General features: G+C 31.4%; 28 protein-coding genes and 1 riboswitch. Of the genes, 4 read left to right on the top strand and 24 right to left on the bottom strand.

Annotation, left to right across the window (positions count from 1 at the left end; all coding sequences use genetic code 11):
• Window position 1 precedes the first annotated feature (1 nt).
• The 9 genes from AC5SML_RS04100 to AC5SML_RS04140 all read right to left on the bottom strand — a co-directional run bounded on the left by AC5SML_RS04100 (window position 2) and on the right by AC5SML_RS04140 (window position 8,875).
• Entirely contained in the window at window positions 2-1,063 is a 1,062-nt protein-coding gene (locus AC5SML_RS04100) for a homocysteine S-methyltransferase family protein (protein WP_020169516.1), read from the bottom strand.
• A gap of 66 nt (window positions 1,064-1,129) precedes the next feature.
• A riboswitch (SAM riboswitch) is annotated at window positions 1,130-1,194 on the bottom strand.
• A 295-nt stretch (window positions 1,195-1,489) separates the two neighbouring features.
• A complete protein-coding gene (locus tag AC5SML_RS04105) occupies window positions 1,490-1,696 on the bottom strand; it encodes a DUF1737 domain-containing protein (protein ID WP_494616891.1) in 207 nt (68 codons plus the stop codon).
• Between the two features lie 85 nt (window positions 1,697-1,781).
• On the bottom strand, window positions 1,782-2,462 hold the full coding sequence (gene phoB, locus AC5SML_RS04110) for a phosphate regulon transcriptional regulator PhoB (RefSeq protein ID WP_271625907.1): 681 nt from the start codon (window positions 2,460-2,462) through the stop codon (window positions 1,782-1,784).
• On the bottom strand, window positions 2,462-3,160 hold the full coding sequence (phoU, locus tag AC5SML_RS04115) for a phosphate signaling complex protein PhoU (RefSeq protein ID WP_011282192.1): 699 nt from the start codon (window positions 3,158-3,160) through the stop codon (window positions 2,462-2,464). Before phoU ends, phoB begins: the two co-directional genes overlap by 1 nt.
• A 2-nt stretch (window positions 3,161-3,162) precedes the next feature.
• A complete protein-coding gene (gene pstB, locus AC5SML_RS04120) occupies window positions 3,163-3,930 on the bottom strand; it encodes a phosphate ABC transporter ATP-binding protein PstB (protein WP_020169518.1) in 768 nt (255 codons plus the stop codon).
• Window positions 3,930-5,189: a phosphate ABC transporter permease PstA gene (gene pstA, locus AC5SML_RS04125; RefSeq protein WP_011282194.1), complete on the bottom strand. Its 1,260-nt coding sequence runs from the start codon at window positions 5,187-5,189 to the stop codon at window positions 3,930-3,932. Before pstA ends, pstB begins: the two co-directional genes overlap by 1 nt.
• Window positions 5,182-6,582 carry a phosphate ABC transporter permease subunit PstC gene (gene pstC / locus AC5SML_RS04130; RefSeq protein ID WP_020169520.1) on the bottom strand — a complete coding sequence of 467 codons (1,401 nt, stop codon included), beginning with the start codon at window positions 6,580-6,582 and terminating at the stop codon, window positions 5,182-5,184. Before pstC ends, pstA begins: the two co-directional genes overlap by 8 nt.
• A 117-nt stretch (window positions 6,583-6,699) precedes the next feature.
• On the bottom strand, window positions 6,700-7,716 hold the full coding sequence (locus AC5SML_RS04135) for a substrate-binding domain-containing protein (RefSeq protein WP_494616892.1): 1,017 nt from the start codon (window positions 7,714-7,716) through the stop codon (window positions 6,700-6,702).
• 115 nt (window positions 7,717-7,831) lie between these two features.
• On the bottom strand, window positions 7,832-8,875 hold the full coding sequence (locus AC5SML_RS04140) for an ATP-binding protein (RefSeq protein ID WP_027307026.1): 1,044 nt from the start codon (window positions 8,873-8,875) through the stop codon (window positions 7,832-7,834).
• A 76-nt stretch (window positions 8,876-8,951) separates the two neighbouring features.
• On the opposite strand from AC5SML_RS04140, the gene AC5SML_RS04145 reads away from it, so the two are divergent.
• Window positions 8,952-9,917, top strand: coding sequence for a hypothetical protein (locus AC5SML_RS04145; protein ID WP_011282198.1), 966 nt, complete (start codon window positions 8,952-8,954; stop codon window positions 9,915-9,917).
• Window positions 9,918-10,024: 107 nt separating this feature from the next.
• Here the strand turns inward: AC5SML_RS04145 and AC5SML_RS04150 are convergent, their stop codons facing one another.
• Genes AC5SML_RS04150 through AC5SML_RS04165 form a run of 4 tightly spaced genes read right to left on the bottom strand, consistent with a single transcriptional unit; the run spans window position 10,025 to window position 11,247 of the window.
• A complete protein-coding gene (locus AC5SML_RS04150; RefSeq protein ID WP_006996709.1) occupies window positions 10,025-10,189 on the bottom strand; it encodes a hypothetical protein in 165 nt (54 codons plus the stop codon).
• A complete protein-coding gene (locus tag AC5SML_RS04155; protein ID WP_011282199.1) occupies window positions 10,186-10,368 on the bottom strand; it encodes a hypothetical protein in 183 nt (60 codons plus the stop codon). The genes AC5SML_RS04150 and AC5SML_RS04155 overlap by 4 nt, the downstream gene beginning before the upstream one ends.
• A 7-nt stretch (window positions 10,369-10,375) precedes the next feature.
• Window positions 10,376-10,813: a DUF4396 domain-containing protein gene (locus AC5SML_RS04160; protein WP_018414244.1), complete on the bottom strand. Its 438-nt coding sequence runs from the start codon at window positions 10,811-10,813 to the stop codon at window positions 10,376-10,378.
• A gap of 5 nt (window positions 10,814-10,818) precedes the next feature.
• Window positions 10,819-11,247: a c-type cytochrome gene (locus tag AC5SML_RS04165; protein ID WP_011282201.1), complete on the bottom strand. Its 429-nt coding sequence runs from the start codon at window positions 11,245-11,247 to the stop codon at window positions 10,819-10,821.
• Between the two features lie 78 nt (window positions 11,248-11,325).
• Between AC5SML_RS04165 and AC5SML_RS04170 the strand changes: the two genes are divergently transcribed.
• A complete protein-coding gene (locus AC5SML_RS04170) occupies window positions 11,326-12,210 on the top strand; it encodes a DMT family transporter (protein WP_494587112.1) in 885 nt (294 codons plus the stop codon).
• 14 nt (window positions 12,211-12,224) lie between these two features.
• On the opposite strand, the gene AC5SML_RS04175 is transcribed toward AC5SML_RS04170, so the two are convergent.
• The 10 genes from AC5SML_RS04175 to AC5SML_RS04220 all read right to left on the bottom strand — a co-directional run bounded on the left by AC5SML_RS04175 (window position 12,225) and on the right by AC5SML_RS04220 (window position 20,845).
• On the bottom strand, window positions 12,225-12,734 hold the full coding sequence (locus AC5SML_RS04175; protein ID WP_494616894.1) for a pentapeptide repeat-containing protein: 510 nt from the start codon (window positions 12,732-12,734) through the stop codon (window positions 12,225-12,227).
• Between the two features lie 97 nt (window positions 12,735-12,831).
• Window positions 12,832-14,232, bottom strand: a complete 1,401-nt coding sequence (locus tag AC5SML_RS04180) for a Glu/Leu/Phe/Val family dehydrogenase (protein ID WP_011282204.1) — start codon at window positions 14,230-14,232, stop codon at window positions 12,832-12,834.
• A 17-nt stretch (window positions 14,233-14,249) separates the two neighbouring features.
• Window positions 14,250-14,738: a hypothetical protein gene (locus AC5SML_RS04185; RefSeq protein ID WP_011282205.1), complete on the bottom strand. Its 489-nt coding sequence runs from the start codon at window positions 14,736-14,738 to the stop codon at window positions 14,250-14,252.
• Entirely contained in the window at window positions 14,735-15,028 is a 294-nt protein-coding gene (locus AC5SML_RS04190) for a hypothetical protein (RefSeq protein WP_006996701.1), read from the bottom strand. Before AC5SML_RS04190 ends, AC5SML_RS04185 begins: the two co-directional genes overlap by 4 nt.
• Before the next feature lies 1 nt (window position 15,029).
• Window positions 15,030-16,640 (bottom strand): SulP family inorganic anion transporter, encoded by a 1,611-nt coding sequence (locus tag AC5SML_RS04195; protein WP_011282206.1) that lies wholly within the window; start codon window positions 16,638-16,640, stop codon window positions 15,030-15,032.
• A 162-nt stretch (window positions 16,641-16,802) separates the two neighbouring features.
• Window positions 16,803-17,207: an HIT domain-containing protein gene (locus AC5SML_RS04200; protein WP_011282207.1), complete on the bottom strand. Its 405-nt coding sequence runs from the start codon at window positions 17,205-17,207 to the stop codon at window positions 16,803-16,805.
• 2 nt (window positions 17,208-17,209) lie between these two features.
• On the bottom strand, window positions 17,210-17,995 hold the full coding sequence (locus AC5SML_RS04205; RefSeq protein WP_006996698.1) for a sulfite exporter TauE/SafE family protein: 786 nt from the start codon (window positions 17,993-17,995) through the stop codon (window positions 17,210-17,212).
• 40 nt (window positions 17,996-18,035) lie between these two features.
• Window positions 18,036-19,028 (bottom strand): tRNA dihydrouridine(20/20a) synthase DusA, encoded by a 993-nt coding sequence (dusA, locus tag AC5SML_RS04210; RefSeq protein WP_494616895.1) that lies wholly within the window; start codon window positions 19,026-19,028, stop codon window positions 18,036-18,038.
• Window positions 19,029-19,050: 22 nt separating this feature from the next.
• Complete coding sequence (gene rpoZ / locus AC5SML_RS04215) at window positions 19,051-19,593, bottom strand: DNA-directed RNA polymerase subunit omega (protein ID WP_011282210.1); 543 nt, start codon at window positions 19,591-19,593, stop codon at window positions 19,051-19,053.
• 43 nt (window positions 19,594-19,636) lie between these two features.
• The gene (locus AC5SML_RS04220) at window positions 19,637-20,845 is read right to left on the bottom strand and encodes an MFS transporter (protein ID WP_494616896.1); all 1,209 of its coding nucleotides are present in this window, start codon (window positions 20,843-20,845) and stop codon (window positions 19,637-19,639) included.
• Window positions 20,846-20,859: 14 nt separating this feature from the next.
• On the opposite strand from AC5SML_RS04220, the gene AC5SML_RS04225 reads away from it, so the two are divergent.
• Together AC5SML_RS04225 and AC5SML_RS04230 are read left to right on the top strand one after the other, a co-directional pair.
• Entirely contained in the window at window positions 20,860-21,726 is an 867-nt protein-coding gene (locus AC5SML_RS04225; RefSeq protein WP_011282212.1) for an NAD(P)-dependent oxidoreductase, read from the top strand.
• 6 nt (window positions 21,727-21,732) lie between these two features.
• The gene (locus AC5SML_RS04230; protein WP_011282213.1) at window positions 21,733-22,332 is read left to right on the top strand and encodes a PNPOx family protein; all 600 of its coding nucleotides are present in this window, start codon (window positions 21,733-21,735) and stop codon (window positions 22,330-22,332) included.
• On the opposite strand, the gene AC5SML_RS04235 is transcribed toward AC5SML_RS04230, so the two are convergent.
• Entirely contained in the window at window positions 22,329-22,841 is a 513-nt protein-coding gene (locus tag AC5SML_RS04235; protein WP_011282214.1) for a gamma carbonic anhydrase family protein, read from the bottom strand. The two genes, AC5SML_RS04230 and AC5SML_RS04235, sit on opposite strands and share 4 nt — an antisense overlap.
• Window positions 22,842-22,856: the final 15 nt, after the last annotated feature.

The raw sequence follows: 22,856 nt of genomic DNA on the forward strand, positions 1-22,856 counted from the left end.
TTTACGCTTTGTCTCCATATTCAGTCATATGTTTTGGAATTCTTTTATTTTTTCCATACATAAAATGATTTTCCATGTTCTCTCGATATTTACTTGCTGGAACAGTTAAACCAATTGACTCAGCAACTTCCCTAATCAACATTGGGTTTGCTCCACAGCATACTCCAAGGTAATTAATACCTAGCTCATAAGCATCTTTTGCAAATTTACCTATTTCATATCTATTACAAAAGTGTGGGTCCAATGCTGTTGGAAACGTTCTTCCATGAGGCGATGGACATGCACAATTACTTCTGTCCGGTAGGTTAAAAAATGTTGGGTAATCTTCACTGGTTCTATAAGGAATAGGTAAAGCTCCAACATGGCATTTAACTGCTTTTCTAATTTCTTTTAAAAAAGGAAACATAGTAGCAGGTCCTCTAAAACAATTTAAACCTACAACATCGGCCCCTAATTGCTCTAGCTCTTTACAAGTATCAACAACTGATTTTCCATCTCTCATTTTATTTTCACCCATTGGGGATATGGTTAATACAGTTGGTAAACCTGTTTTTTTCATAACTTCTAAAGCTTTAAAAGCTTCTTCAGCATAATAAAAAGTTTCACCAATTAACATATCAGCACCTTCTTCAACGGCCCAACCAATCATCTCTGTAAACATTCCTTCAACTTCTTTTTGAGATTGTGGATCATTATGTTTCCAGATATTTGAATTTGAAATATTACCTGCCATCAAATTTGGTTTTGATCCTTTAGGAGTATCTAGTGCTACTTTTTTAGCAATTTTTAATGCTGAACGATTTAGTGGTTCGAGAAGTTCTTCCTTACCAATAACACGCATTTTTTCTCTGTGTCCATTATAAGTAAAGGCCTCAACTACATCAGATCCTGCGTGTTGAAATTCTCTATGTAAGTTCTCTAAAACTTCAGGATGATCTAATGACACCATTGGGACAAATTCCCCTGATGACATGTAGCCACGTCTTTCTATCTCAAATAAAAAACCTTCTGCGCATATAACCGGTCCTTTATCTAATCTTTCTTTTAATTTATTTGTGCTCATTTTTTTTCCTCTTGTTTTGGAGAAAAAAGGTCACAAAATAATAAGAGGTTATATTCATAGGCCTCTTTTCTCCTTTTTAGTGCTTAAGCAAATGCAGGGCGCACAATATGGTTCAACTGCCCGGCTTAATTTTATGAAAGATAAAAAAAAACCACCTGTCTAAAGCGGTGGTTGAAGCGTCGCTTTAGCAGGATTTGTAACGCGCTCTGCAATTTAACTTAAATCAGCGCAACTAAATATAATCAACTTTCTCTCAAACTGTCAATTGAAAAAATAAATAATAGTTAAAATTATGAGAATAATGACAATCCAAATACTAAGATTAGTTAAGAATTGCTTTAATTTAGAATTAGATTGTAGAAAAGCTGGGAGTACTAATAAGAGTATCCCTAGCATATAAACAAAGGGTATTATCTGATCTGCCATTTATATCAATGATAGCTTCATCTTTTTTGAATACTTTTTCTGAGGTGAATTTTTTATAACTGCTTGAGCACAACGCATGACTCCTCTTTTTTTATCAAAAGTCATTTTGGGTTCACCATACAATTTCCATCCATTGGATATGGCCTCCGTTACACGATGGCAAAATTCTGAAGTGTCGTCACTTGTAATAAATCTATAACCTTTCATAATCAGACCTTAACAAGTCCTAAATCATGTGTCTACGTTCAGTTTATTATTATTATTTTAAGTCTTTATGCTTCTACAGTCATTACTAATTTAATGAATAGCCAGCTGATCTTACGGTTCTAATTAATTCTTTAAATCCATCAATATTAATACTTTGTCTAAGTCTTCTTATATGAACATCAACTGTTCTTGTTTCAACATTGATATTATCAGACCAAACATTCTCTAGAATTTGATCTCTTGAGTAAACACGTTTAGGGTTTTTAATAAAAAAATTGATTAAATCATATTCCTTGGGTCCCAAATGAATTTCTTTGTTTTTTCTAAAAACACGTCGTGTTAATCTATCCACCTTAAGGTCTTCGAATTCAACAATATCAGAAACTAATGAGGGCTTAGATCTTCGAAGTAGCGCTTTTATTCTTGCAAGTAATTCTGGGAAACTAAAGGGTTTGGTGATGTAATCATCTGCACCAGAGTTTAACCCTTTAATCTTATCTTCATCCTCACCCTTAGCAGTAAGCATTATGATTGGAATTTCTTTAAATTTTTTTTCTTTTTTTAAAATTTTACAAATTTCTACGCCAGAAAAATCAGGTAACATCCAGTCTAATAAAACAAGATCAGGAAATAATCTTTTAATATCTTCAATACCCTCATTGCCATTGTCTGATGATGAAACTTTATAACCTTCTTTTTCAAGGTTATATTTAACTAAAGTGATAATAGGTTGTTCGTCTTCTACAATATGAATGCTAACGCTCATTAGTTTGGATCAAAATCTTTACCTTTAGGTCTTGCTCCTTCAATATGCTCTCCCTCGATTAGATAAAATAAAGCTTCAGCGATATTAGTAATATGATCTCCTGCTCTTTCAATATTTTTAGTCACAAACAATAAGTGTGTTGCTAGATCTAAATTTTTTTTATCTTTGCTTAAGAAATTTGCAACTTCATTCATTGCGATATGTGTTAAATCATCTACTCTCTCATCTGATTTCCAAATTTTAACAGCAGCTTCTTTTGACTGGTTAAGATAAGCATCCAAAACATCTTTCAATTGTCTTTGAACTAACTCCCCTAATCTTTTTAAACTGGCAATTAACTCTTCTGGAAGATCGCGTGGTAAAGGTTTGATCTTTTTAGCAACACTTTTTGCTAAATCACCAATACGTTCAAGATCACTTGAAATTTTTAAAGTTGAAATAGTTAATCTTAAATCAATTGCCATCGGGGCTCTTTTAACGAGTACTGTTACAATCTGCTCTTCAATAGTTGCTCTTAACTCATTAATTTTTTCATCATTTTTAATAATGTTTTCAGCAGCTTCTTTATCAACTTTGATGATGGCCTCCATTGAGTCTGTCAACTGAGCTTCAACTAAGCTACCCATTTTAATTAAGTTATCATTTAAACTTTGTAATTCATCCTCGTAGGATTTAACAATATGTGTAATATCTGACATAATTAACCAAACCTCCCTGTAATATAATCCTGGGTCATTTTATTTCCAGGGTTTTTAAATATTTTCTCTGTTGTATCCACTTCAATTATTTTTCCTAAATGGAAAAAGCCAGTTCTTTGAGAAACTCTTACAGCTTGGGACATTGAATGAGTAACAATGACTATTGTATAACTTTTTTTAAGTTCATCAATTAATTCTTCAATTTTAGCAGTGGCAATAGGGTCTAGTGCCGAACACGGTTCATCCATTAAAATAACTTGAGGATTTACTGATATGGCTCTTGCAATACATAATCTTTGCTGCTGACCTCCAGATAAACCTGTGCCTGCTTCATTTAACCTGTCTTTAACTTCGTTCCATAAAGCTGCTTTTTTTAAACTATTCTCAACAATTTCATCCATATCTGTTTTATTTTCTGCTAAACCATGAATGGTTGGTCCATAAGAAATATTATCATAAATACTTTTTGGAAAAGGATTGGGTTTTTGAAAAACCATACCAATTTTCTCTCGAAGTCCTACAACATCCAGATTTTTGTCAATGATCTCTTCATCATCTATTGTAATTGATCCTTCAACTTTACAAATATCAATAACATCATTCATTCTGTTTATGCATCTTATGAAGGTTGATTTTCCACATCCAGAAGGACCGATTAAAGCTGTAACTTCTTTGTCATAGATATCCAAATCTACATCAAAGAGTGCTTGTTTTTCTCCATAATGCACATTTAAATTACTGCTTTTAATTTTTATTTTATTATTTTTCATTACCACTTCCTTTCAAATTTTTGTCGTAAGTAAACTGCTATAAAATTTAATGTAATTAAAAAACTTAAAAGAACCATAATAGTTGCTGATGTTTTTTCTACAAACCCTCTTTCTGCTTGTTCAGACCATAAATAAACCTGTACTGGCAACGAAGCTGATGGATCCGTTGGAATAGATGGAATATCGACCACAAAAGCAACCATACCAATCAATATTAAGGGCGCTGTTTCCCCAAGCGCTTGGGCCAAACCAATAATAGTTCCTGACAAAGTGCCTGGAATTGCTAAAGGCAGAACATGATGCGTAACTGATTGAACTTTAGATGCGCCAATTGCAAGCGCTCCTTCTCTAATTGAAGGAGGTACTGCTTTTAAGGAAGCTCTACATGGAATAATAATTCTTGGTAAAGTCATTAAGGCTAAAGTAATTCCTGCAACTAATGGAGTTGATCTTGGTAGATGAAAGGTCCCAAGCAAAATACCCAAACCTAATAATCCAAATACAATGGAAGGTACTGCTGCTAAATTATTTATATTAATTTCTATAAAATCAGTAATTTTATTTTTAGGAGCAAATTCCTCTAAATAAACTGAAGCTGCAATAGCGATTGGAAAAGATAATAATAAAGTAATTACAATGGTAAAAAATGAACCCACTAAGGCTCCACCAATTCCTGCAAGTTCAGGGTTTCTTGAATCTCCTTTAGTAAACAAATATGAGTTAAATATTTTATTAACTTTTCCTTCATTAACTAATTCGTCATAAAGATTTAATTGAAAATTATTAATCCGTCTTCGCTCTTCTGGAAGTTCTCTAGGGTAATTACCTTTATGCAATTGATCAAAATCATCTGATGCAGTTAGTTTTAATACAGTGGTTTGATTTAAAGCTTTTGGATTATCAAGTAAAAAGTTTCTTATTTCATATTCATAATCAGGACTAAATAAATTAATTAATAACTTTTCTTCAGTTAAACCATTAACTTTTTTTACTTTAAGAATACTATCAATTGCTAGTTCATAGTAATCTGTATTTTCTAAATCTTCGAGTGGAGGCGATTCACTTAATTCTAAAGTGTCAGCATCAAAATTTACCTCAACATCGATAGTTGTTTTTAAAAATGCGCCACTGCCTTTTGAAAAGATAGCATTTAATAAAAAGATTACAAAAAAAATTGCCAGTAAAATAGAAGTTAATCCATAGAGCTTAAATCTTTTTTCAGCATTATGTCGTTTTTTTAATCGTTGCTCTTTATTCATATTTTTCTCTATATTTTTTAACAAATCTTAAGGCTATGTAGTTTAAAATTAATGTTGCAAAGAAAAGTGTTAAGCCCAATGCAAAAGCAGATTGTGTTTTTGGACTATCGAACTCCTGATCGCCAATTAATAACATTACAATTTGAGTGGTGATGGTAGTGGTAGACTCAAGTGGATTAATGGTTAGATTTGCGGCTAAACCAGCAGCCATTACCACAATCATTGTTTCACCAATGGCTCTTGATACAGCTAATAAAACCGAGCCCACAATCCCTGGTAATGCAGCAGGAATTACAACATTTTTAATAGTTTCTGATTTAGTTGCTCCAATTGCATAAGATCCATCTCTTAAAGATTGAGGGACTGCATTAATCACGTCATCAGATAATGAAGACACATAAGGAATAATCATAACCCCCATTACCAATCCTGCAGCAAGAGCACTTTCAGAAGATACCTCTAAGTTTAACTTTTCACCTAATTCTCTAAAAAAGGGGCCAACAGTAAGCGCTGCAAAAAAGCCATATACAACTGTTGGAATTCCAGCCAGGATTTCAATAATTGGTTTAGAATATTTTCTAACTTTAGAACTTGCGTACTCTGCCATATAAATTCCAGAAAATAATCCAATAGGAACAGCTACAAGCATTGCAATCAGAGCTATAAATGCTGTACCAGCAAATAAAGGAACAGAACCAAAAGCACCTTTTAAATTTTCATATTCTAAAGCTGTAATTGCTGAGGCATCACTAACGAAAGCTCTTTGAGGACTCCAATTCATTCCAAACAAAAAATCAAAAATATTAATTGCTGAAAAAAATTTTAAACTTTCAAATAAAAGAGAGAAAATAATTCCCATTGTTGTTAATATAGCAACTAGAGAACATACAAAAAGTAACCCTGTTAAAATTTTTTCAACATCATGTCTTGCTTTATTATTTTTTGAAATTCTAAAAATCCCATATGAGATAGCAGCAATAAAAGTTGATAATAATAAAACAATTTTAGAATTTTGAGCAATTGTTTGTAAATTTTCATAATTCTTAACACCTATTTTAATTTCTTCAGTTAAGGTTCCTGAAAAATTACCCTCATAAAGTGATCTAATTTTTTGATAAAGTAAATTAAGTTGGTCACTGGAATAATTTAAATCGTTTTGAATTAAAGTTTGTGAGATCAAATATTTAATAATCGCTGGTTCAAATATAGACCAAAATAATAATATAATTAATGCTGGTAACGCGCACCATAAAGCTAGATAATAACCATAATAATTTGGTAGAGCGTTAATCTTTATAGATTGTGTTGATGTAATTTTTCTAATTCTAGAGCGACCATATAAAAATGATAGATAGCTAAATATTGTAACTAATAATAAAATTATAATATTCATGAGCTTATGTATTACAGTTTTAATGTTACAGATTTGTTACAATTTTAAACTACAAATTGTACTAATAAAAAAGGCCAGAAGTTTATTCTGGCCTTGATTGTGTTTGAGGAATTTAAATTACTTGATGCTAATAGTGTTTAATTCGACCGCTGCAGTTCTTACAGCATCATATTTTGCTTTAGCTAAAGGTACTAAACCGATCTCAGCTAAGTAACCTCTTGGTCCCATTGCTTTTTTTGACGTAAAATCTTTAATAAATGCGTCAATTCCAGGAACTACTCCAATATGTGCTTTTTTTACATAAAAGAATAAAGGTCTAGCTATTGGATATGAGTAATCTTGAATACCTTCAAGACTAGGTTTAACTCCTTCTATAGCTGCAGCTTTCACCTTGTCTTTATTGCCAACTAAATAGCTATAACCAAAAAAGCCGTATGCGTCAGGATTTGATGCTAGTTTTTGAACAATTAGAGTATCGTTTTCACCTGCTTCTACTGCATAACCGTCTTCACGGATTTTAGTACATTCGCTACTAGCTTTGTCACCAAAAAGTGCTTTTGCCTCTTTAGAACAACCTTTGCTCATTACTAAAGAATTCCATGCATCTCTTGTACCTGATGTTGGTGGGGCAATAAGAATTTCTATCTTTTTAGAAGGAAGTGATGGATCAATGTCGCTCCATTGTTTATATGGATTAGCAACCAATTTACCATCTACATCTACTTCATTTGCTAGTGCTCTCCAAAGTTGTTCTTTAGTAAAATTTGAATCTGGAGAATCTACTGCGTGAGCTAAAGAAATACCGTCATTTCCTACAATAATTTCTATAATTTCAGTTACACCATTTTTTTCACATAATGCTTTTTCTTTAGATTTTATAGCTCTTGATGCATTAGTAATATCTGGGTGATCAGTGCCAACACCAGCACAAAATAATTTCATACCACCACCCGTTCCAGTGCTTTCAATTACGGGCGTTTTAAATTTTCCTGTTTTACCAAAATTTTCAGCAACAACAGTTGCATATGGATAAACAGTTGATGACCCCACTATCCGGATTTGATCTCTTGCTTGAACATTTGACGCAAATAGCATCACCGTCAAGATTGATAAAATAATTTTAACATTTTTCATTTTTATTTTTCCTTTGTTTATTTATATTTAATTCTTATAAAATTTCTTTGTTTCAATTTTATTACAAGTTTATGAAACTTTTATGACAAAGAATATTTTATTATCTTCTAAAATTTTATACTTTTGGAAATTCAATGGTAAATTCAGTACCTTTTCCTTCAGTACTGATAATATCCATAGTTGCACGGTGTTGATTTACTATATGTTTAACAATAGCCAAACCTAAACCAGTACCCCCTGCATCTTTGCTTCTTGCAGGATCTACTCTGAAAAAACGCTCAGTGATTCGGGATAAATATTTTTTAGGAATTCCAACCCCTTGGTCTTTAATAGAAAACAAAATAGTGTCCATTTTCTTAACCAAGGAAATTTTAATGACAGTATCACTATCGCTATACTTGCAAGCATTATCAATTAAATTAGTAAAAATTTCTATTAATCTATTTCTATCTCCAGAAATTTTATAAGTATCATCTGTAATATTGTTTTCTATTTTTATCTTTTTTTTCTTAACAAGCTCTGAATTCAATTTAATCACGTGAGTTATTATTTCTTTTAAATCTAACTCAGTGGTGGGTCTAATATGTTCTTGTAATTCGATTTTTGACAATGAAAGTAAATCATTAATCAAATTTTCCATACGCTCCGTTTGTTGCATCATAATGGGTAAAAATTTCTTTTGCATTTCAAAATCATTTGAAGCATGACCATCATTTATTGTCTCTAATCCTAACTTAATTGACTGTAAGGGTGTTCTTAACTCATGAGAAACATTAGCAACAAAATCTGATTTAAATTGTTGTGTCTTATATATTTCAGTTAAATCTTTTAAAAATATTATTACAGAATGTTCATCTTCAGATTCATTTAAAGACTCAGAGATAATATTTACATTATAGAATTGAAAAATAGGAAGTTTAATTTCCACATCTAAAACTTGTGAACTTTTATCCTGAATTGCAAGATCAATACTTTCTAATAAATTAGCATCTCTTAAAATTAATGAAATATTTTTACCAATAATATCATTACCAAATCTAGCAACAGCGCTTTTATTTGCAAAAAAAACATTTTTAAATTTATCAAGGATAATTACTTGATCCATCATCTCATCAAGAAATATCATTTTTTGATCTTTTATTTTAATATCAGAGCTCATAATTTTAAAACCAGAGGTAGTATTATAACTCTAAAAATAAATTTGTAATTAATAATTAATTATATAGAAAGTTTTAATGACTCTTACACTGTTTTATACAATCGTCGGCTTTGCTTTAGCGGGGTACAGTGTTATTGCAAATGACTCAATTCAAACATTGGGAACTTTTATCGCGTCAAAACAAAAATGGTTTAAATGGTACACTCTTGCTAGTGCAGCATCATTTGTAATGATACTTGCTATTACTTGGGGTTGGTACAGTAATAATGGAGATATCTCTTACGGTAGATTAACAAGAATACCTTTCCAAGAGATACAATGGTATCACGCTGTGGCACCAGGAATACTTCTTGTATTAACAAGAGTTGGAATACCTGTTTCAACAACCTTCTTAGTTTTATCAGCTTTTGCATCAACAGTAGTACTTGAAAAGATGCTTATGAAAAGTGTTGTCGGCTATGGTCTTGCTGCAGCTGCTGCTTATATTTGCTGGATCGTTATCTCTAAATTTATTAATGAAAAATTAGATGAAGTTAATGACAAATGGATTTCCTTTTGGCGTAACTCTGTTTGGATAACTTCAGGCTGGTTATGGTGGGTTTGGTTATCTCATGATGTAGCAAACATTGCTGTATACCTTCCAAGACAATTAGATGTTGCTCTTTTATTAGTTGTTCTGGGTTACTTTACAGCACTACTTTTTTATATCTTCTACATTCATGGAGGGGCTATTCAAAAGGTTGTCTTAGAGAAAACTGGAACAAGATATGCAAGATCAGCAACTATAATCAATATTATTTATGCAGCTGTACTTTACTACTTTAAAGAGCTTAATGATTTACCCATGTCAACAACCTGGGTATTTGTTGGTCTATTATGTGGAAGAGAGTTAGCAATCGCATCAATGAATAAAGACTATAAGTTCAAATATGTGTTTCCACTAATTGGTAAAGACTTTCTTAAAATGATATTCGGATTAAGTGTGTCAGTTGGAATTGTACTTGCAATTCACTACATCATAATTCCAAATAATTGGTTTTAAGTATTAATTATTTAAGCTTAAACCTTGAGCACAAAAACTTAAAGATAAAGTAATTAAATTTCCCAAGACCGTAGGAATTTGGTTCTATTTTTTTAGTCTTTAATTTTTTAGCTTTTTTCTTCTTCATAGCCAATATGGTTTTGTGTTTCGTTTGAATGTTTCAGGTTATAACAATCTGTGCAAAGTAAGATCACCTCTGGTCCTGAGCTTACTTGTGTTAAGATGGCTGTATCATCTCCACACTCACTGCACCCTGATAAACGTTTTTTCATTTATGTTTTTTGCGGGTAATTTCATTAATTCTATCAATATAATTTTTTATCTCAGGGCTATCTTGAGTTTTATTATCTTGCTTAGGGTTTTTCTTCCTTTGGTAATAATAATAGATAGGCATAACAACAGATAAGGCAACAATAATAATTGCTAATATGATTTCAGATGTTGTAACCATTTAATATTTAATGACAGGCTTGATTGAATTTTTTAAGTCTCCAATAATTATAAGGCCAGGGTGTTAAAAATCCCGCAGTTAACATAATAGGTACCACCCACCAAGTTAGCATCGCTCCACCGGTTAAAAAATAATCTGTAGCGTTCATAGAAATTTCCATACTAACCATTGAGATGAAACTCATTCCACAGGCGGTCTTTAAAGCATTAATTAATTTAAAATTTTGTCTCATTAAAATAAAAGTTTCAAGCATAATGCTGGTTAATAAACCATTTATGATTGCTAAAGTCATAATACCTAATACTGGAAAAGGAATTTTACTTAACTGAAAAAATAGTATGGTTCCAAAGTCACCAATTGCACAACCGATAACACACCACATCGTATTCTTAGCACTTTTTCTCCACGTGTGTTTACACGACCAATGAAATGTGTCTGTTGCCATTTAATTTATTTACTTAAATTTATTTGATGTTTGTAATAATCATCTGGCCAAAAACTTTTAATGTAGGCTAAAACTGAATCTATATCTTTGTCATTTAATTTATCTCCAAAGGCACCCATTTTTCCTTCATAGTCACTAATTATTCCAACTAAACCATATTTAATAATTTTATGTAATGTCTCATCATCATGGTGCCAAGTGTGACCTGTACCATTTAAAGGCGGCGCTTTTCTATGGCCGTCTTCATCAACACCCTTCCAATTTTCAGCACCTGACAAATTAACTTGATGACAGCTTACACAATTATTTTGGTAGGCAATTTTACCTCTAGCAATCATTAATTGAGAATCTCTTGTGATTGGATAATGATTATCAGAATAAGAAATGCTACTTAATGATATAAGTAGAGTTGAAATTAGAAGTATTTTTTTCATAACTTATAAATTTATATATTAAAAATTGTTAGATTAATCTTATATTTTTTTAAGATTGATTGATTATAGTCCTTAATAATGAACAATTTTTTCTTATTTATTGTCACACTTTTTTGCTGGTCCCCTACTTGGTATGTCATCAAGTTTCAATTAGGTTACGTTGATCCATTAGTATCGGTGTTTTATAGATTTTTGATAGCTGCAATAGTTATTTTTGTTTATCTAATTTATAAGAAGAAAAATCTTAAGTTTTCTTTAAATCAGCATCTTTGGTTTTTACTCTTTGGTGTTTGTCTCTACTCACTAAACTATGTTTTCTTTTATCTATCAAACACTTATTTAATAAGCGCATTTCCAGCAGTTGTCTTTTCAACGGTAGTTATTATGAATATTTTAGGAGAAGGCTTTTATTTTAAAAAGAAACCTTCTTTAAAAACTTTACTTGGAGCAACTATTGGGATGATTGGAATTATAATCATTTTCAATGATGAGATTTTCAATTTCAGCTTTGCTAATGGAACTCATGTTGGATTATTTTTAGCCTTACTTGGTACATTTTCTGCATCAACAGGAAATATGGTTCATCAGAGAAACTTAAATAATAACTTTTCCTTAATACCAACACTTGCATATTCAATGCTTTATGGATCATTAGTTACTCTATTAATCACTCAAATAAAAGGTACTGAACTATTATTTGAATATAGCTTCAGTTATATCGCATCCCTTGCTTATCTATCAATAGTTGGCTCGATATTTGCTTTTATCTTTTATCTAAGATTATTAGAGAAAGTTGGAGCTGGACGAGCTGGTTATGTAGGAGTTGTTATGCCTGTACTTGCTTTATTAATCTCAACAATATTTGAAAACTTAGAATGGCAGCAAGATTTAATTATAGGCTTACCGATTTTAATAATTGGTGCAGTGCTCGTGATTAATCAGAAAATTAAACCTATAAAATAATTTCTAAGATTTTTTTATTTATTACATTTACCGATAGAGCCTAGTAAACATTTAGTTCCATCAATCCAAACAGCGTTATTAAGATTAGCACCTTCAAAAGTGGCATTTAAGATATTAGCACCCATTAAATCTGCTTCAAAAAGATTACTATTAGTAAAATTTGTCTCAATTAATGATGAGCCTTTAAAATTTACTCTTGTTAAGTTGGCACTTGAAAAGTTAGCTTTCTCAAAAATACCCCCTTCAAGATTTGCTTCATATAAATTCGTTCTAATAAAAGAAGATTCTACAAAATTACCGTTAGCTAATGTTGCATTCATCATTACCCCTTTATCAAAGGTAACTTTAATAAAGCTAATAAAGGAAAGATTAGAGTTTGGTATATAAGCTCTACTTAGATCTTGGCCTTCTGAAAATTGGCAATTAGAATAATCCACTCCATCAGTTGGAGCATCATCACAACCAGCTTTAGCACCACTAGTTAATAATAAGCTTAAGACTAAAATGGTAAAAAGCTTGCTCATAAAACCTGCTCTTATTAATTTTATCATGTCAAATGCTAACAAATCATAGATTGAGAGTCTTCTATTAATTTAATTATAGGTAAAATTAAGCCACTATTTATCGTTTAGGAAAGCCTTCTACTGTATAAAAATTTCTTATCTTCTTTAGAGATACATAATAAGCACTATCTCTAAAGGATTTTTTTATTTGTTTTTTAGCATTATAAATTTCAATAAATGCATTTCTCATACTATCTTCTAGACCTGAAAAAGCTAAGTCCTCTTCATCAGCACCATGAATAATTTTTTTAATGGTGTCAAAATCTGTTTTAGTATTCGTTTTTTTATCTATCAAATCAATAATGTCTAATATTTTTTGTTCTTGAAATCTTTTTTCAACTCTACCAAAACGTATATGAGAAATATCTTTTACCCACTCAAAATAAGAAACCACAACACCCCCTGCATTGACATAGATATCAGGAATAATCATAACGCCTTTTTCAAATAATTTTTGATCCGCCTCAAATGAAATGGGTCCATTAGCAGCCTCAATTATTAATTTCGTTTTAATTTTATCTACATTATCAATGGTGATTGCATTTTCTAATGCAGCTGGAATTAAAATATCACAATCTAATTCTAAAAGTTCACTTGGATTGTTTTTAAATTTTCCAAGTTTAGGGTTATTGATAGTTTTATTTGTCTTATAAAATTCAATTAGTGCATTTATATCAATACCTTTTTTGTTATATAAATAACCATCATATTCTCCAATTGCTATAATCTTTGCATTATCTCTATTATATAAATGTTTGGCTAAATTACTTCCAACATTACCAAAGCCTTGAACTATAATTTCATTATCCTTTAATTCATTTTTCAATCCTGCTTCTTTAACAACATCTTCATGTCTAAATATTTCTCTAACTACTTCCTCAATACCTCTACCAGTTGCTTCTGTTCTGCCAGCAATACCTCCTCTGTGTAAGGGTTTACCTGTTACACAACCTCTATAATTTATATCATCAGGTTTAAGTGTTTTATAAGTCTCTAAAATCCATTCCATTTCTCTTTCAGACGTTCCGACATCTGGAGCTGGAACATTTAATGCTGGAGAAATAAAACCTTTATTAATTAATTTACTAGCAAACGCTTTAGTAATTTCTCTAAGTTGAGGCATTGTGTAATTTTTAGGATTAATTTTTAAACCCCCTTTAGCTCCTCCAAAAGGGATATTAACTATTGCACATTTGTAAGTCATCAAAGATGCTAGAGCTTCAGTATCATCTTGATCAACCGTTTCTGAATATCTTAGTCCACCTTTAGTTGGAAGAATGTGCTCTGAGTGAACAGCTCTCCATCCAGTAAAGTTATTAATTTTGCCATCTAAGACAACACCCACATTTACTTTAATTAATGAGTGAATAGATTTTAAATGTTCAAGTAAATCATCACTAAAGTTTAGTAATTTAGCTGATTTATCTACATGTAAATTGACGTTATCTTTAAAGCTCATTAATAATTATTATATCTTTAATTTATTTTTTTCCAATAACCATAAACACAACGTGTGCCCCGTCTAGAGCAATCATATGTATCATGCAAGACACCATCTTTGACAACCGTTATGTGCTTTGAACAAGATACAATTAAAGTCCCACTTGGAAGTTCATCTTTCTTTAAATGAACTTTACAACCTTGACCAATAAACATAGTTGGCGTCCACTGCCACCCAAGTTTTTCAAGATATTTTTTAACCACCACTCTATGAGTGCCTGATCTTGGGCTATCATTTTTTTGTTTTAGGCTTCTAGCAAGTTTTGTTCTTGATGTGGTTCTAAATTCTTCATTTGCTTTATAAAGATCATCATAAATTTTTTGATAAGGAAGATTTGTTACAATTGCAATAGATCTAACTACACAGTCTCCAGCTTTACCTTTATATCCAGCAGCAGCTCTGCCTCCATCATTGATTTCTAGTTCTAAATTGCTACTTGAAAATAATCTTTTAAAGAAATTCACGATTTAGTTTTATGATCTAAGATCTCGATCATACACTGGGTTGCATATTCACGCCATTCACTAGCAGTTTTGCCTTTAAGACTATCAAGCTGTTGCTTGTTACTATTAATGCTTTCTTGGTATTTAACTTTATCAGTTTCTTCTAGATTTTTTTCCATGTTAGCAAGATTGGTTTCCATGGCACTAATCCAACCATTACCAAGTTCAACACATTTAACATCATCTTTCTCATCACAAACTTGCTTGAAGAAATTGAAAATAACATCATCTGTTTTAATCTCTTTGCTCATCTTATCTGCCAAAAATACCTAATTTAACATCATAATCAACTGCAATTCCATAATCAGGATCATCATCACTATCAACTACTAATTGGCCTGCTCTACTTAATAATCTATGACAATCACGAGTTAGATGTCTAAGTTTAACTTTTTTTCCAAAACTATTATATTTATCAGCAATGTCTTCAATTGCTTTTAATGCAGATTGATCAATTACTTTTGATCCTGCAAAATCTATAATAATTACATCAGGATCTTGTTCTGGTTTAAATAATTCTAAAAAACTATCTGTTGAACTAAAAAATAGCGGTCCTTCTATTTCATAAACTTTAGCACCCTTTTCTCTAACGGATGCTCTCTCAACTGCTCTAATTCTTGATGCAGATTTCCAAGCAAACACTAATGCTGATACAATAACACCAACAATTACAGCAACGGCTAAATCTTCTAAAACAGTTACAACAGTTACAAGAACAATTACTAATGCATCACTCTTTGGTACAAAAAATAATATCTTTAATGAGTTCCAGGCAAAGGTTCCAATCACTACCATAAACATTACACCAACTAGTGCTGCAATTGGGATCATCTCAATATAGTTTGATGTATATAAAATAAAAATTAATAAGAATACTGCTGCAGCTATTCCTGCAATTCTTGTTCTACCGCCTGATTTTACGTTAATCATAGATTGACCAATCATCGCACATCCACCCATACCCCCAAAAAAACCAGTAACTGTATTTGCAAAGCCTTGTGCTAAGCATTCCTGACTAGCCCCACCTCTTTTATTAGTAATTTCACCAACTAAGTTAAGAGTTAACAGGCTTTCAATTAAGCCAATGGCTGACAATATAAATGCATAAGGAAAAATGATCTTTAAAGTTTCAAAGTTTAAAGGAACACTTGGAATTGAAAATATTGGTAATCCTCCTTTAACACTTGCAAGATCTCCAACACTTGGAATATCAATCTTTAATGCTAAAACTAATACAGATGTAACTAAAATTGCAGCAAGTGTTGCTGGAACCGCTTTAGTAATCTTTGGTAGTAACCAAATGATTAACATCGTTAAAATAACGAACCCTACTGAATAATATAAAGTGTTTCCTGAAATCCATTCTAATTGCCCCATTGCATTAAGGGTTTTAAACTGACTAAGTTGTGAAATACCAATAACAATTGCAAGGCCATTAACAAAACCTAACATTACCGGTTGGGGTACCATTCTAATAAATTTTCCAAGCTTAAAGACACCCGCTAATAATTGTAAAATTCCCATCAAAACTACGGTTGCAAACAAATACTGTGCACCGTGATCCATAACAAGGGACACCATAACAACAGCTAAAGCACCGGTTGCTCCTGAAATCATTCCAGGTCTTCCACCAAACACAGCTGTAATTAAACCAACAATAAAAGCTGCATAAAGCCCTGATAAAGGTGCAACTCCTGCAACAAAAGCAAAGGCAATAGCTTCAGGAACTAACGCTAAAGCAACTGTTAAACCAGATAAAACTTCAATTCTAAATAAAGAAAAGGATGCCCCTTCTTTTGGAATATAATTTTGTGAATTAAAACCAATAGATTTTGCAAATGATGAGAGTGTGGTTTTAATCAATGTGTTTAAATTTTAATTATTTATGAGTCGGTGTGTTATCTATTTAGTAAAGCAAGCAGTTGATAAAGTCTAGTTTCAATTAATACGTGTTAACAAATTTGGGACGAATCAGATACATAATGATTAAGAGGTAGTGGCGGGAGACTAAAACTACCTCTGTCTTTATCCCTTAAAATACTTTTTAATTTTTGAAATAGTTTTCGCTAATAGAACTTTTGAATAAGGTTTTCCTTTAATAACCCAAACCGATAGTGGCCACGTACTGTCTTTAGTAGATCTTGCAATAATATGAATATGTAATTGAGGAACAATATTGCCAATTTTTTCAACATTAAGTTTTTTTGTTTTAAATATTTTTTTCATTAACTTGCTGCAATGAACAATTTCTTTCATTAATAACATTTGATCTTTTGAATTAAGTTCTGAGATATCGGTTATATTTTTTCGCTTTGGAATTAAAATGATCCAAGGAAATTTAGCATTATCAATTAAACGAATACTACATAATTTTAATTCAGTTATTAAATGAGAATCTTTTAGAAAACTTTTACTTACTTTATTTGCCATAACTACAGTTTGAAATATTCATATAAAAATTTTGCAGCAATGATAAGTAAAAATATTCCAAAATATTTACTAATTCTATTCTTATCAATTGTATGAACTGTTCTTGCACCAATTCTAGCCATAAAGGTTGTAATCGGTATAAAAATTAAAAAAGCAGGAATATTTAAAAAACCAATACTTAATGGAATATTTGTTTTTAAATAACTGCCAGTTATCAAAAATCCGATTGCGCCAAATAATGCTATTAAAAAACCAATAGCTGCAGCGCTACCTATAGCTCTATTAATTGAGTAACCAAAAAACTTTAGAATTGGAACATTCATAACAGCCCCTCCAATACCCATGGGTGCCGAGATAAAACCTACTAAAAATCCTAAAATAATTTTCAAATGAAGCTTAATTTTAAGAGTTATATTTTTTTCCTTTTCTTTTAATAATAAAAGATAAATACTTAATAAAAATATTACGATTGCAAAGAAAAGAACTAAGGTTTTAGTTTTAAGAGTTGCTGCAAAAATTGTTCCAAAAATAACACCAAGTACTACAAATATTCCATAACTTTTAACTATATCAAAATCCACTGCTTTAAATTTATGATGAGTTAAAACTGAGACAGTTGAGGTTGGTATTATGATTGCAAATGATGTTCCAACTGCAAGGTGCATGACATATTGTTGATCAATCCCTAAAGAATTAAAAATATAAAACAAAAATGGAACTGTAATTAATCCACCGCCAATACCAAATAAACCTGCAACAAATCCCACAGGAATAGCGGTTAAGGCCATTAGTAGGCTAAAGTATATGTACTCGTTAGATAAAAGAGAACTAAGCAGATTGACTTACCGACGTGTCGACATTGTTATATTTAATCTTATCCATGATGTGATCAATCTTTTTAACATCGGCATCTCTAACACACATATTTTCGCTTAAATACCTTTTCCAAAAGCTAGATCCTGTTTGACCATGAAATAATCCAAGTGTATGTCTCATAATTTGATTTAAACGTGTTCCTTTTTTTATTTCTTCTCTAACGTACGGTAGCAACTGTTCAATTACATCTTGTCGACTTGGTACATTTTCATTATTAAATATATCTCTTTCAATATCAGCTAATAAATAAGGAGTATGGTAAGCAGCACGTCCGATCATAACTCCATCAACTTTATCTAAGTGATCTTTCATTTGATCGGTTGTGGTAATTCCACCGTTAATAATGATTTCTTCATTAGGGAAATCTTTTTTTAATCTATAGACAAAATCATACTTTAAAGGAGGAATGTTTAGATTTTGTTTAGGGGTAAATTTTCCAAGAATAGCTTTTCTTGCATGAATGATGAAAGTTTTAACACCAGTGCTTTTTAAAGTTGAAATAAAACGATGTAAGTTTTCATAGTCTTCAGTATCATCGTAACCAATTCTTGTTTTAATCGTGACCGGTAACTTTGTAACCGATTGCATTTTATTCAAGCAGTCTGCAACCAAATTTGGTTCTTTCATTAAACATGCACCAAATTTATTTTTCTCAACTTTTTTTGAAGGGCAACCAAGGTTTAAATTTATCTCATCATAACCAAAGTCTTCACCCACTTTCGTTGCCTCTGCAAGTAAAGTTGGAGACGATCCACCAATTTGAAGGGCTATTGGTTTTTCATTTATATTAAATTCTAATAGTTTTTTTTTATCCCCTCGATGAATAGCTTCAGAGACAACCATTTCACTATAGAGCAATGTATTTTTACTAATCAGTCTTAGAAAAAAACGTTCATGACGATCAGTACAATCCATCATAGGTGCAACGGATACTTTCCTGTTCATACTAAACTTTTATATTATTTTTTTAGCTATTTGTAGTCTCTGAATCGTCAGAGTTTACTTCAGTTGTTTCAGCTTCTGTTTCAGCTTCAGCTATTTGATCTAAAGAAACTGCTGTCTCTTCATCTCCCACTTCTAACTCTGCATCAACGTCAACTTCTGGCTCTGCCTTTGCAGTTAATTCTTCTAAATCATCAGAGGATACTTGAATTTTTTCAGGAATTTTTCTAGCTCTTTTAGATGGTAAAATAGGAGTTCCACTTTTAGAAATTTCACCTTTGTACATACTTTCAAAATCATCACCAATAATTTCATCATCATCAGTACCATCGTCAACTTGCTCAACGTGTTTTCTAAGTTTGTGAATAGCGCTATCTGTTAAGTCTGAAACTTTAATAGTGTCTGCTGCAATTTCTCTTAAAGATATAACTGTGTTTTTGTCATTATCTCTATCTAAAGTTGGTTCTAAACCAGAATTTAATTGAACGGCTCTTTCTTTAGCAACTAAAACTAATTCGTAAGGACTTTCTACTTTATCTATGCAATCTTCTACTGTTACTCTAGCCATGCGCAGTATCTATACAGTAGTTAAAAAAAAATCAAGGATAATTCTATAAATAATCAGGATTAAGCTTATTCTTTACAAGGAATAACAACAATATTGCTATTAAAATATAAGATCCTGAAACAAGAGCAATTTGCTCAATAGAAAGGCTATTATCAATCAAAATTCCAAAGAGCGCTGTACCAAATGCAGTTGAAAATACCATTAACGCTGTGGTTAATGCTTTAATGGAACCAATATATCTCACTCCATAAATCTCAGCCCAAGTAGCAGAACCTAGAACATTTGCTAAACCGTTTGAAATCCCAATTAAACCTAAAAATACAAATGATGAAATTGGTGAGTTAAAATAATAAAGCACAAACGTTGCAACTAATAAAGGAATGTTCATATAAATTATTAATTTTCGACTACTAAACTTATCAATTAAAAAGCCTGTTAAAAATAAAGTAATCACTGATAAAATTGAATACATCATAAAGGATTGGGCAATAACATATGGTCCCCAACCTTTAGATGACACTATAAAAGATTGATAAACAAATGTACCCGTTGCAATCCAAGGCATCGCTAACATGCTTAAACATATAATATAAAAGCGATAATCTTTTAAAACTTCACCTCTCGTCCATTGTTTTATATCTTTAGTTTTAATATTTGTGGCAATAGATGTTTCTCTTGAGTCTAATTTAACGTTTTTAACTAATGTAACAATGACAATAGGTAAAATGATAATAACTGAAATTGATATGGCTATCCAAATATTTCTCCAATCAATAAAAGTTAATAAAAAAATAATTAATAAGGGTAAAATAAATTCAGCTAACGATAAACCAAGCCAAGTTGTGCTTAATGCACGTCCCCTAGTCTTTTCAAAAAATCTTGATATTGTTGTGGTTGCAGTGTGAGACATTAGTCCTTGACCTGATAACCTCATTAAGAAAATTGATAAAAATAAGAAAGCGACTGATGAAATTTTAGAAAATAAAAAACAAGAGATCGCTAGTAACGCAATGACATAAGATGCAAATTTTAAAATATTAAAGTCATCTATTTTTTTACCAACCCAAACAAGTATAAAACTACTTAATAGAGTAGCAGATGCATAGATAGATCCAAACTGACCATGCGTGATAGAAAGCGCGTCTCTTATGCTTGAATTAAATAATCCTAGAAAAAAACTCTGTCCAAAGCTTGAAAAAAATGTAAATATAAATCCAAATAAAATTACTTTAAAATTCAAACTTTTAAACATAGGAAATAGAAATTATGAGCAATGTTGCATTTATAGGTTTAGGTGTCATGGGTTATCCAATGGCAGGATATATATCAAAAGCAGGTCACAATGTAACTGTTTATAATAGAACAGCTGCAAAAGCTGATAAATGGGTTGCTGAATATAAAGGGTCAAAAGCAGATACTCCTGCAAAAGCTGCTGAGGATGCTGACTTTGTGTTTACCTGTGTTGGTAATGATAACGATTTACGAGAAGTAACTTTTGGTGACAACGGTATCTTTAAAACAATTAAAAAAGGCTCAGTTTACATTGATAACACAACCGCTTCTGCAACGATTGCTAGAGAAATTTATGAGCATTCATTAAAAAGTGAATTTGGTTTCTTAGATGCACCGGTATCAGGTGGACAAGCTGGTGCTGAAAATGGTGCTCTAACTGTTATGATTGGTGGAGATCAAGCAAACTTTGATAAAGCAAAAGACATTATTGATTGTTACAGCAAAAAGATGAAATTATTAGGTGGTGCTGGTAATGGTCAATTAGCAAAAATGGTTAACCAAATTTGTATTGCAGGTCTTGTTCAAGGTTTATCAGAAGCAATTAACTTTGGAAAAAAAGCAGGTTTAAATATGGAAGATGTAATTGAAGTTATATCTAAAGGTGCTGCTCAATCTTGGCAAATGGAAAACAGATATAAAACGATGATTGATGATCAGTTTGAATTTGGTTTTGCAGTTGATTGGATGAGAAAAGATTTAAAAATTGCTATGGATGAAGCTAAAAATAATGGCTCTCAACTTCCTGTAACTGAAATCGTTGATAAATATTACGGTGAAGTTCAAGAAATGGGTGGAAACCGTTGGGATACTTCCAGTTTAATTAGAAGACTAAGTAAATAATCTCGTATGCAACCAGCGTACTACGAAGATTTTGAAGAGATCAAAAATAAAATCTGGTATATGCTGGATAATGCTATCAAAGATAGAGGGTCTCAATTTAGAATTCCTGTATTTATTTGTGGTGGTCAAGATGACTTTGATGGAAGAATTGTAGTCCTTAGAAAATCAGATAGAGAAAACAATATTATCCAATACCATAGTGATATCAGATCAGATAAAATTGCTAAATTAAAAGCAAATAAGAATGCATCAATGTTATTTTATGACAAGGATGAGAAGATACAAGTTAGACTTAAAGTTGAGTGCACCGTTAATCATGAAAATGATATTACAAAACAGTCCTGGTTAAAAACAGGACACATGAGTAGAAAATGTTATTTAGTTGATAACGGACCAGGAACATTATCTGAAACCCCTACTTCAGGACTAAAGCCTGAACTAGATAATTTTGAATTTACAATGGAGCAAAGTGAAGTGGGATATAAAAATTTTACTGTTATTCAATGTAAAATTAAAAGTATGGAATGGCTTTATTTAGCAGCCAAAGGTCACCGTCGTGCTAAATTCGATTTAGAAAATAACAAGGATACCTGGTTAATTCCTTAAAAAACTGATTTAGAATATTTTTTCCAATTATCTTGGTAATGAATTGCATTTTCAGTAATTGACTTTGCCTCTTCTGTTGAGACTTGTCTTACAATTTTACCAGGGGATCCAATCACTAGAGAATTGTCGGGAATGACTTTGTTTTCTGTGATCAATGCATTAGCTCCTATGATGCAATTTTTTCCAATCTTTGCACCATTTAAAATTACAGCACCAATTCCAATTAAAGAATTGTCTTCAATCGTGCAGCCATGCAACATAACCAAGTGACCAATAGTTACATCTTTACCAATTTTTAAAGGGTAACCTGGATCGGTATGCAATACACTGCCATCTTGTATATTGGAGCCTTCACCGATATGAATATTTTCAACATCCCCTCTTAAAGTTACATTAAACCAAATGCTGGTATTTTTTTCTAGCGTGACATCACCAATGATAGATGCATTAGATGCAGACCAATTATCACCTAAATTTTTAACTTTTTTATCTTCCAAATCATAAAACATAACATATATATTATT

This window comes from Candidatus Pelagibacter sp. PS_17, assembly GCF_059417945.1.

Coding starts and splice junctions, on each gene's coding strand:
- AC5SML_RS04100 (WP_020169516.1), bottom strand. CDS start 1,063: ATGAGCACAAATAAATTAAAAGAAAGATTAGATAAAGGACCGGTTATA.
- AC5SML_RS04105 (WP_494616891.1), bottom strand. CDS start 1,696: ATGAAAGGTTATAGATTTATTACAAGTGACGACACTTCAGAATTTTGC.
- phoB (WP_271625907.1), bottom strand. CDS start 2,462: ATGAGCGTTAGCATTCATATTGTAGAAGACGAACAACCTATTATCACT.
- phoU (WP_011282192.1), bottom strand. CDS start 3,160: ATGTCAGATATTACACATATTGTTAAATCCTACGAGGATGAATTACAA.
- pstB (WP_020169518.1), bottom strand. CDS start 3,930: ATGAAAAATAATAAAATAAAAATTAAAAGCAGTAATTTAAATGTGCAT.
- pstA (WP_011282194.1), bottom strand. CDS start 5,189: ATGAATAAAGAGCAACGATTAAAAAAACGACATAATGCTGAAAAAAGA.
- pstC (WP_020169520.1), bottom strand. CDS start 6,582: ATGAATATTATAATTTTATTATTAGTTACAATATTTAGCTATCTATCA.
- AC5SML_RS04135 (WP_494616892.1), bottom strand. CDS start 7,716: ATGAAAAATGTTAAAATTATTTTATCAATCTTGACGGTGATGCTATTT.
- AC5SML_RS04140 (WP_027307026.1), bottom strand. CDS start 8,875: ATGAGCTCTGATATTAAAATAAAAGATCAAAAAATGATATTTCTTGAT.
- AC5SML_RS04145 (WP_011282198.1), top strand. CDS start 8,952: ATGACTCTTACACTGTTTTATACAATCGTCGGCTTTGCTTTAGCGGGG.
- AC5SML_RS04150 (WP_006996709.1), bottom strand. CDS start 10,189: ATGAAAAAACGTTTATCAGGGTGCAGTGAGTGTGGAGATGATACAGCC.
- AC5SML_RS04155 (WP_011282199.1), bottom strand. CDS start 10,368: ATGGTTACAACATCTGAAATCATATTAGCAATTATTATTGTTGCCTTA.
- AC5SML_RS04160 (WP_018414244.1), bottom strand. CDS start 10,813: ATGGCAACAGACACATTTCATTGGTCGTGTAAACACACGTGGAGAAAA.
- AC5SML_RS04165 (WP_011282201.1), bottom strand. CDS start 11,247: ATGAAAAAAATACTTCTAATTTCAACTCTACTTATATCATTAAGTAGC.
- AC5SML_RS04170 (WP_494587112.1), top strand. CDS start 11,326: ATGAACAATTTTTTCTTATTTATTGTCACACTTTTTTGCTGGTCCCCT.
- AC5SML_RS04175 (WP_494616894.1), bottom strand. CDS start 12,734: ATGAGCAAGCTTTTTACCATTTTAGTCTTAAGCTTATTATTAACTAGT.
- AC5SML_RS04180 (WP_011282204.1), bottom strand. CDS start 14,232: ATGAGCTTTAAAGATAACGTCAATTTACATGTAGATAAATCAGCTAAA.
- AC5SML_RS04190 (WP_006996701.1), bottom strand. CDS start 15,028: ATGAGCAAAGAGATTAAAACAGATGATGTTATTTTCAATTTCTTCAAG.
- AC5SML_RS04200 (WP_011282207.1), bottom strand. CDS start 17,207: ATGGCAAATAAAGTAAGTAAAAGTTTTCTAAAAGATTCTCATTTAATA.
- AC5SML_RS04205 (WP_006996698.1), bottom strand. CDS start 17,995: ATGGCCTTAACCGCTATTCCTGTGGGATTTGTTGCAGGTTTATTTGGT.
- dusA (WP_494616895.1), bottom strand. CDS start 19,028: ATGAACAGGAAAGTATCCGTTGCACCTATGATGGATTGTACTGATCGT.
- rpoZ (WP_011282210.1), bottom strand. CDS start 19,593: ATGGCTAGAGTAACAGTAGAAGATTGCATAGATAAAGTAGAAAGTCCT.
- AC5SML_RS04220 (WP_494616896.1), bottom strand. CDS start 20,845: ATGTTTAAAAGTTTGAATTTTAAAGTAATTTTATTTGGATTTATATTT.
- AC5SML_RS04225 (WP_011282212.1), top strand. CDS start 20,860: ATGAGCAATGTTGCATTTATAGGTTTAGGTGTCATGGGTTATCCAATG.
- AC5SML_RS04230 (WP_011282213.1), top strand. CDS start 21,733: ATGCAACCAGCGTACTACGAAGATTTTGAAGAGATCAAAAATAAAATC.
- AC5SML_RS04235 (WP_011282214.1), bottom strand. CDS start 22,841: ATGTTTTATGATTTGGAAGATAAAAAAGTTAAAAATTTAGGTGATAAT.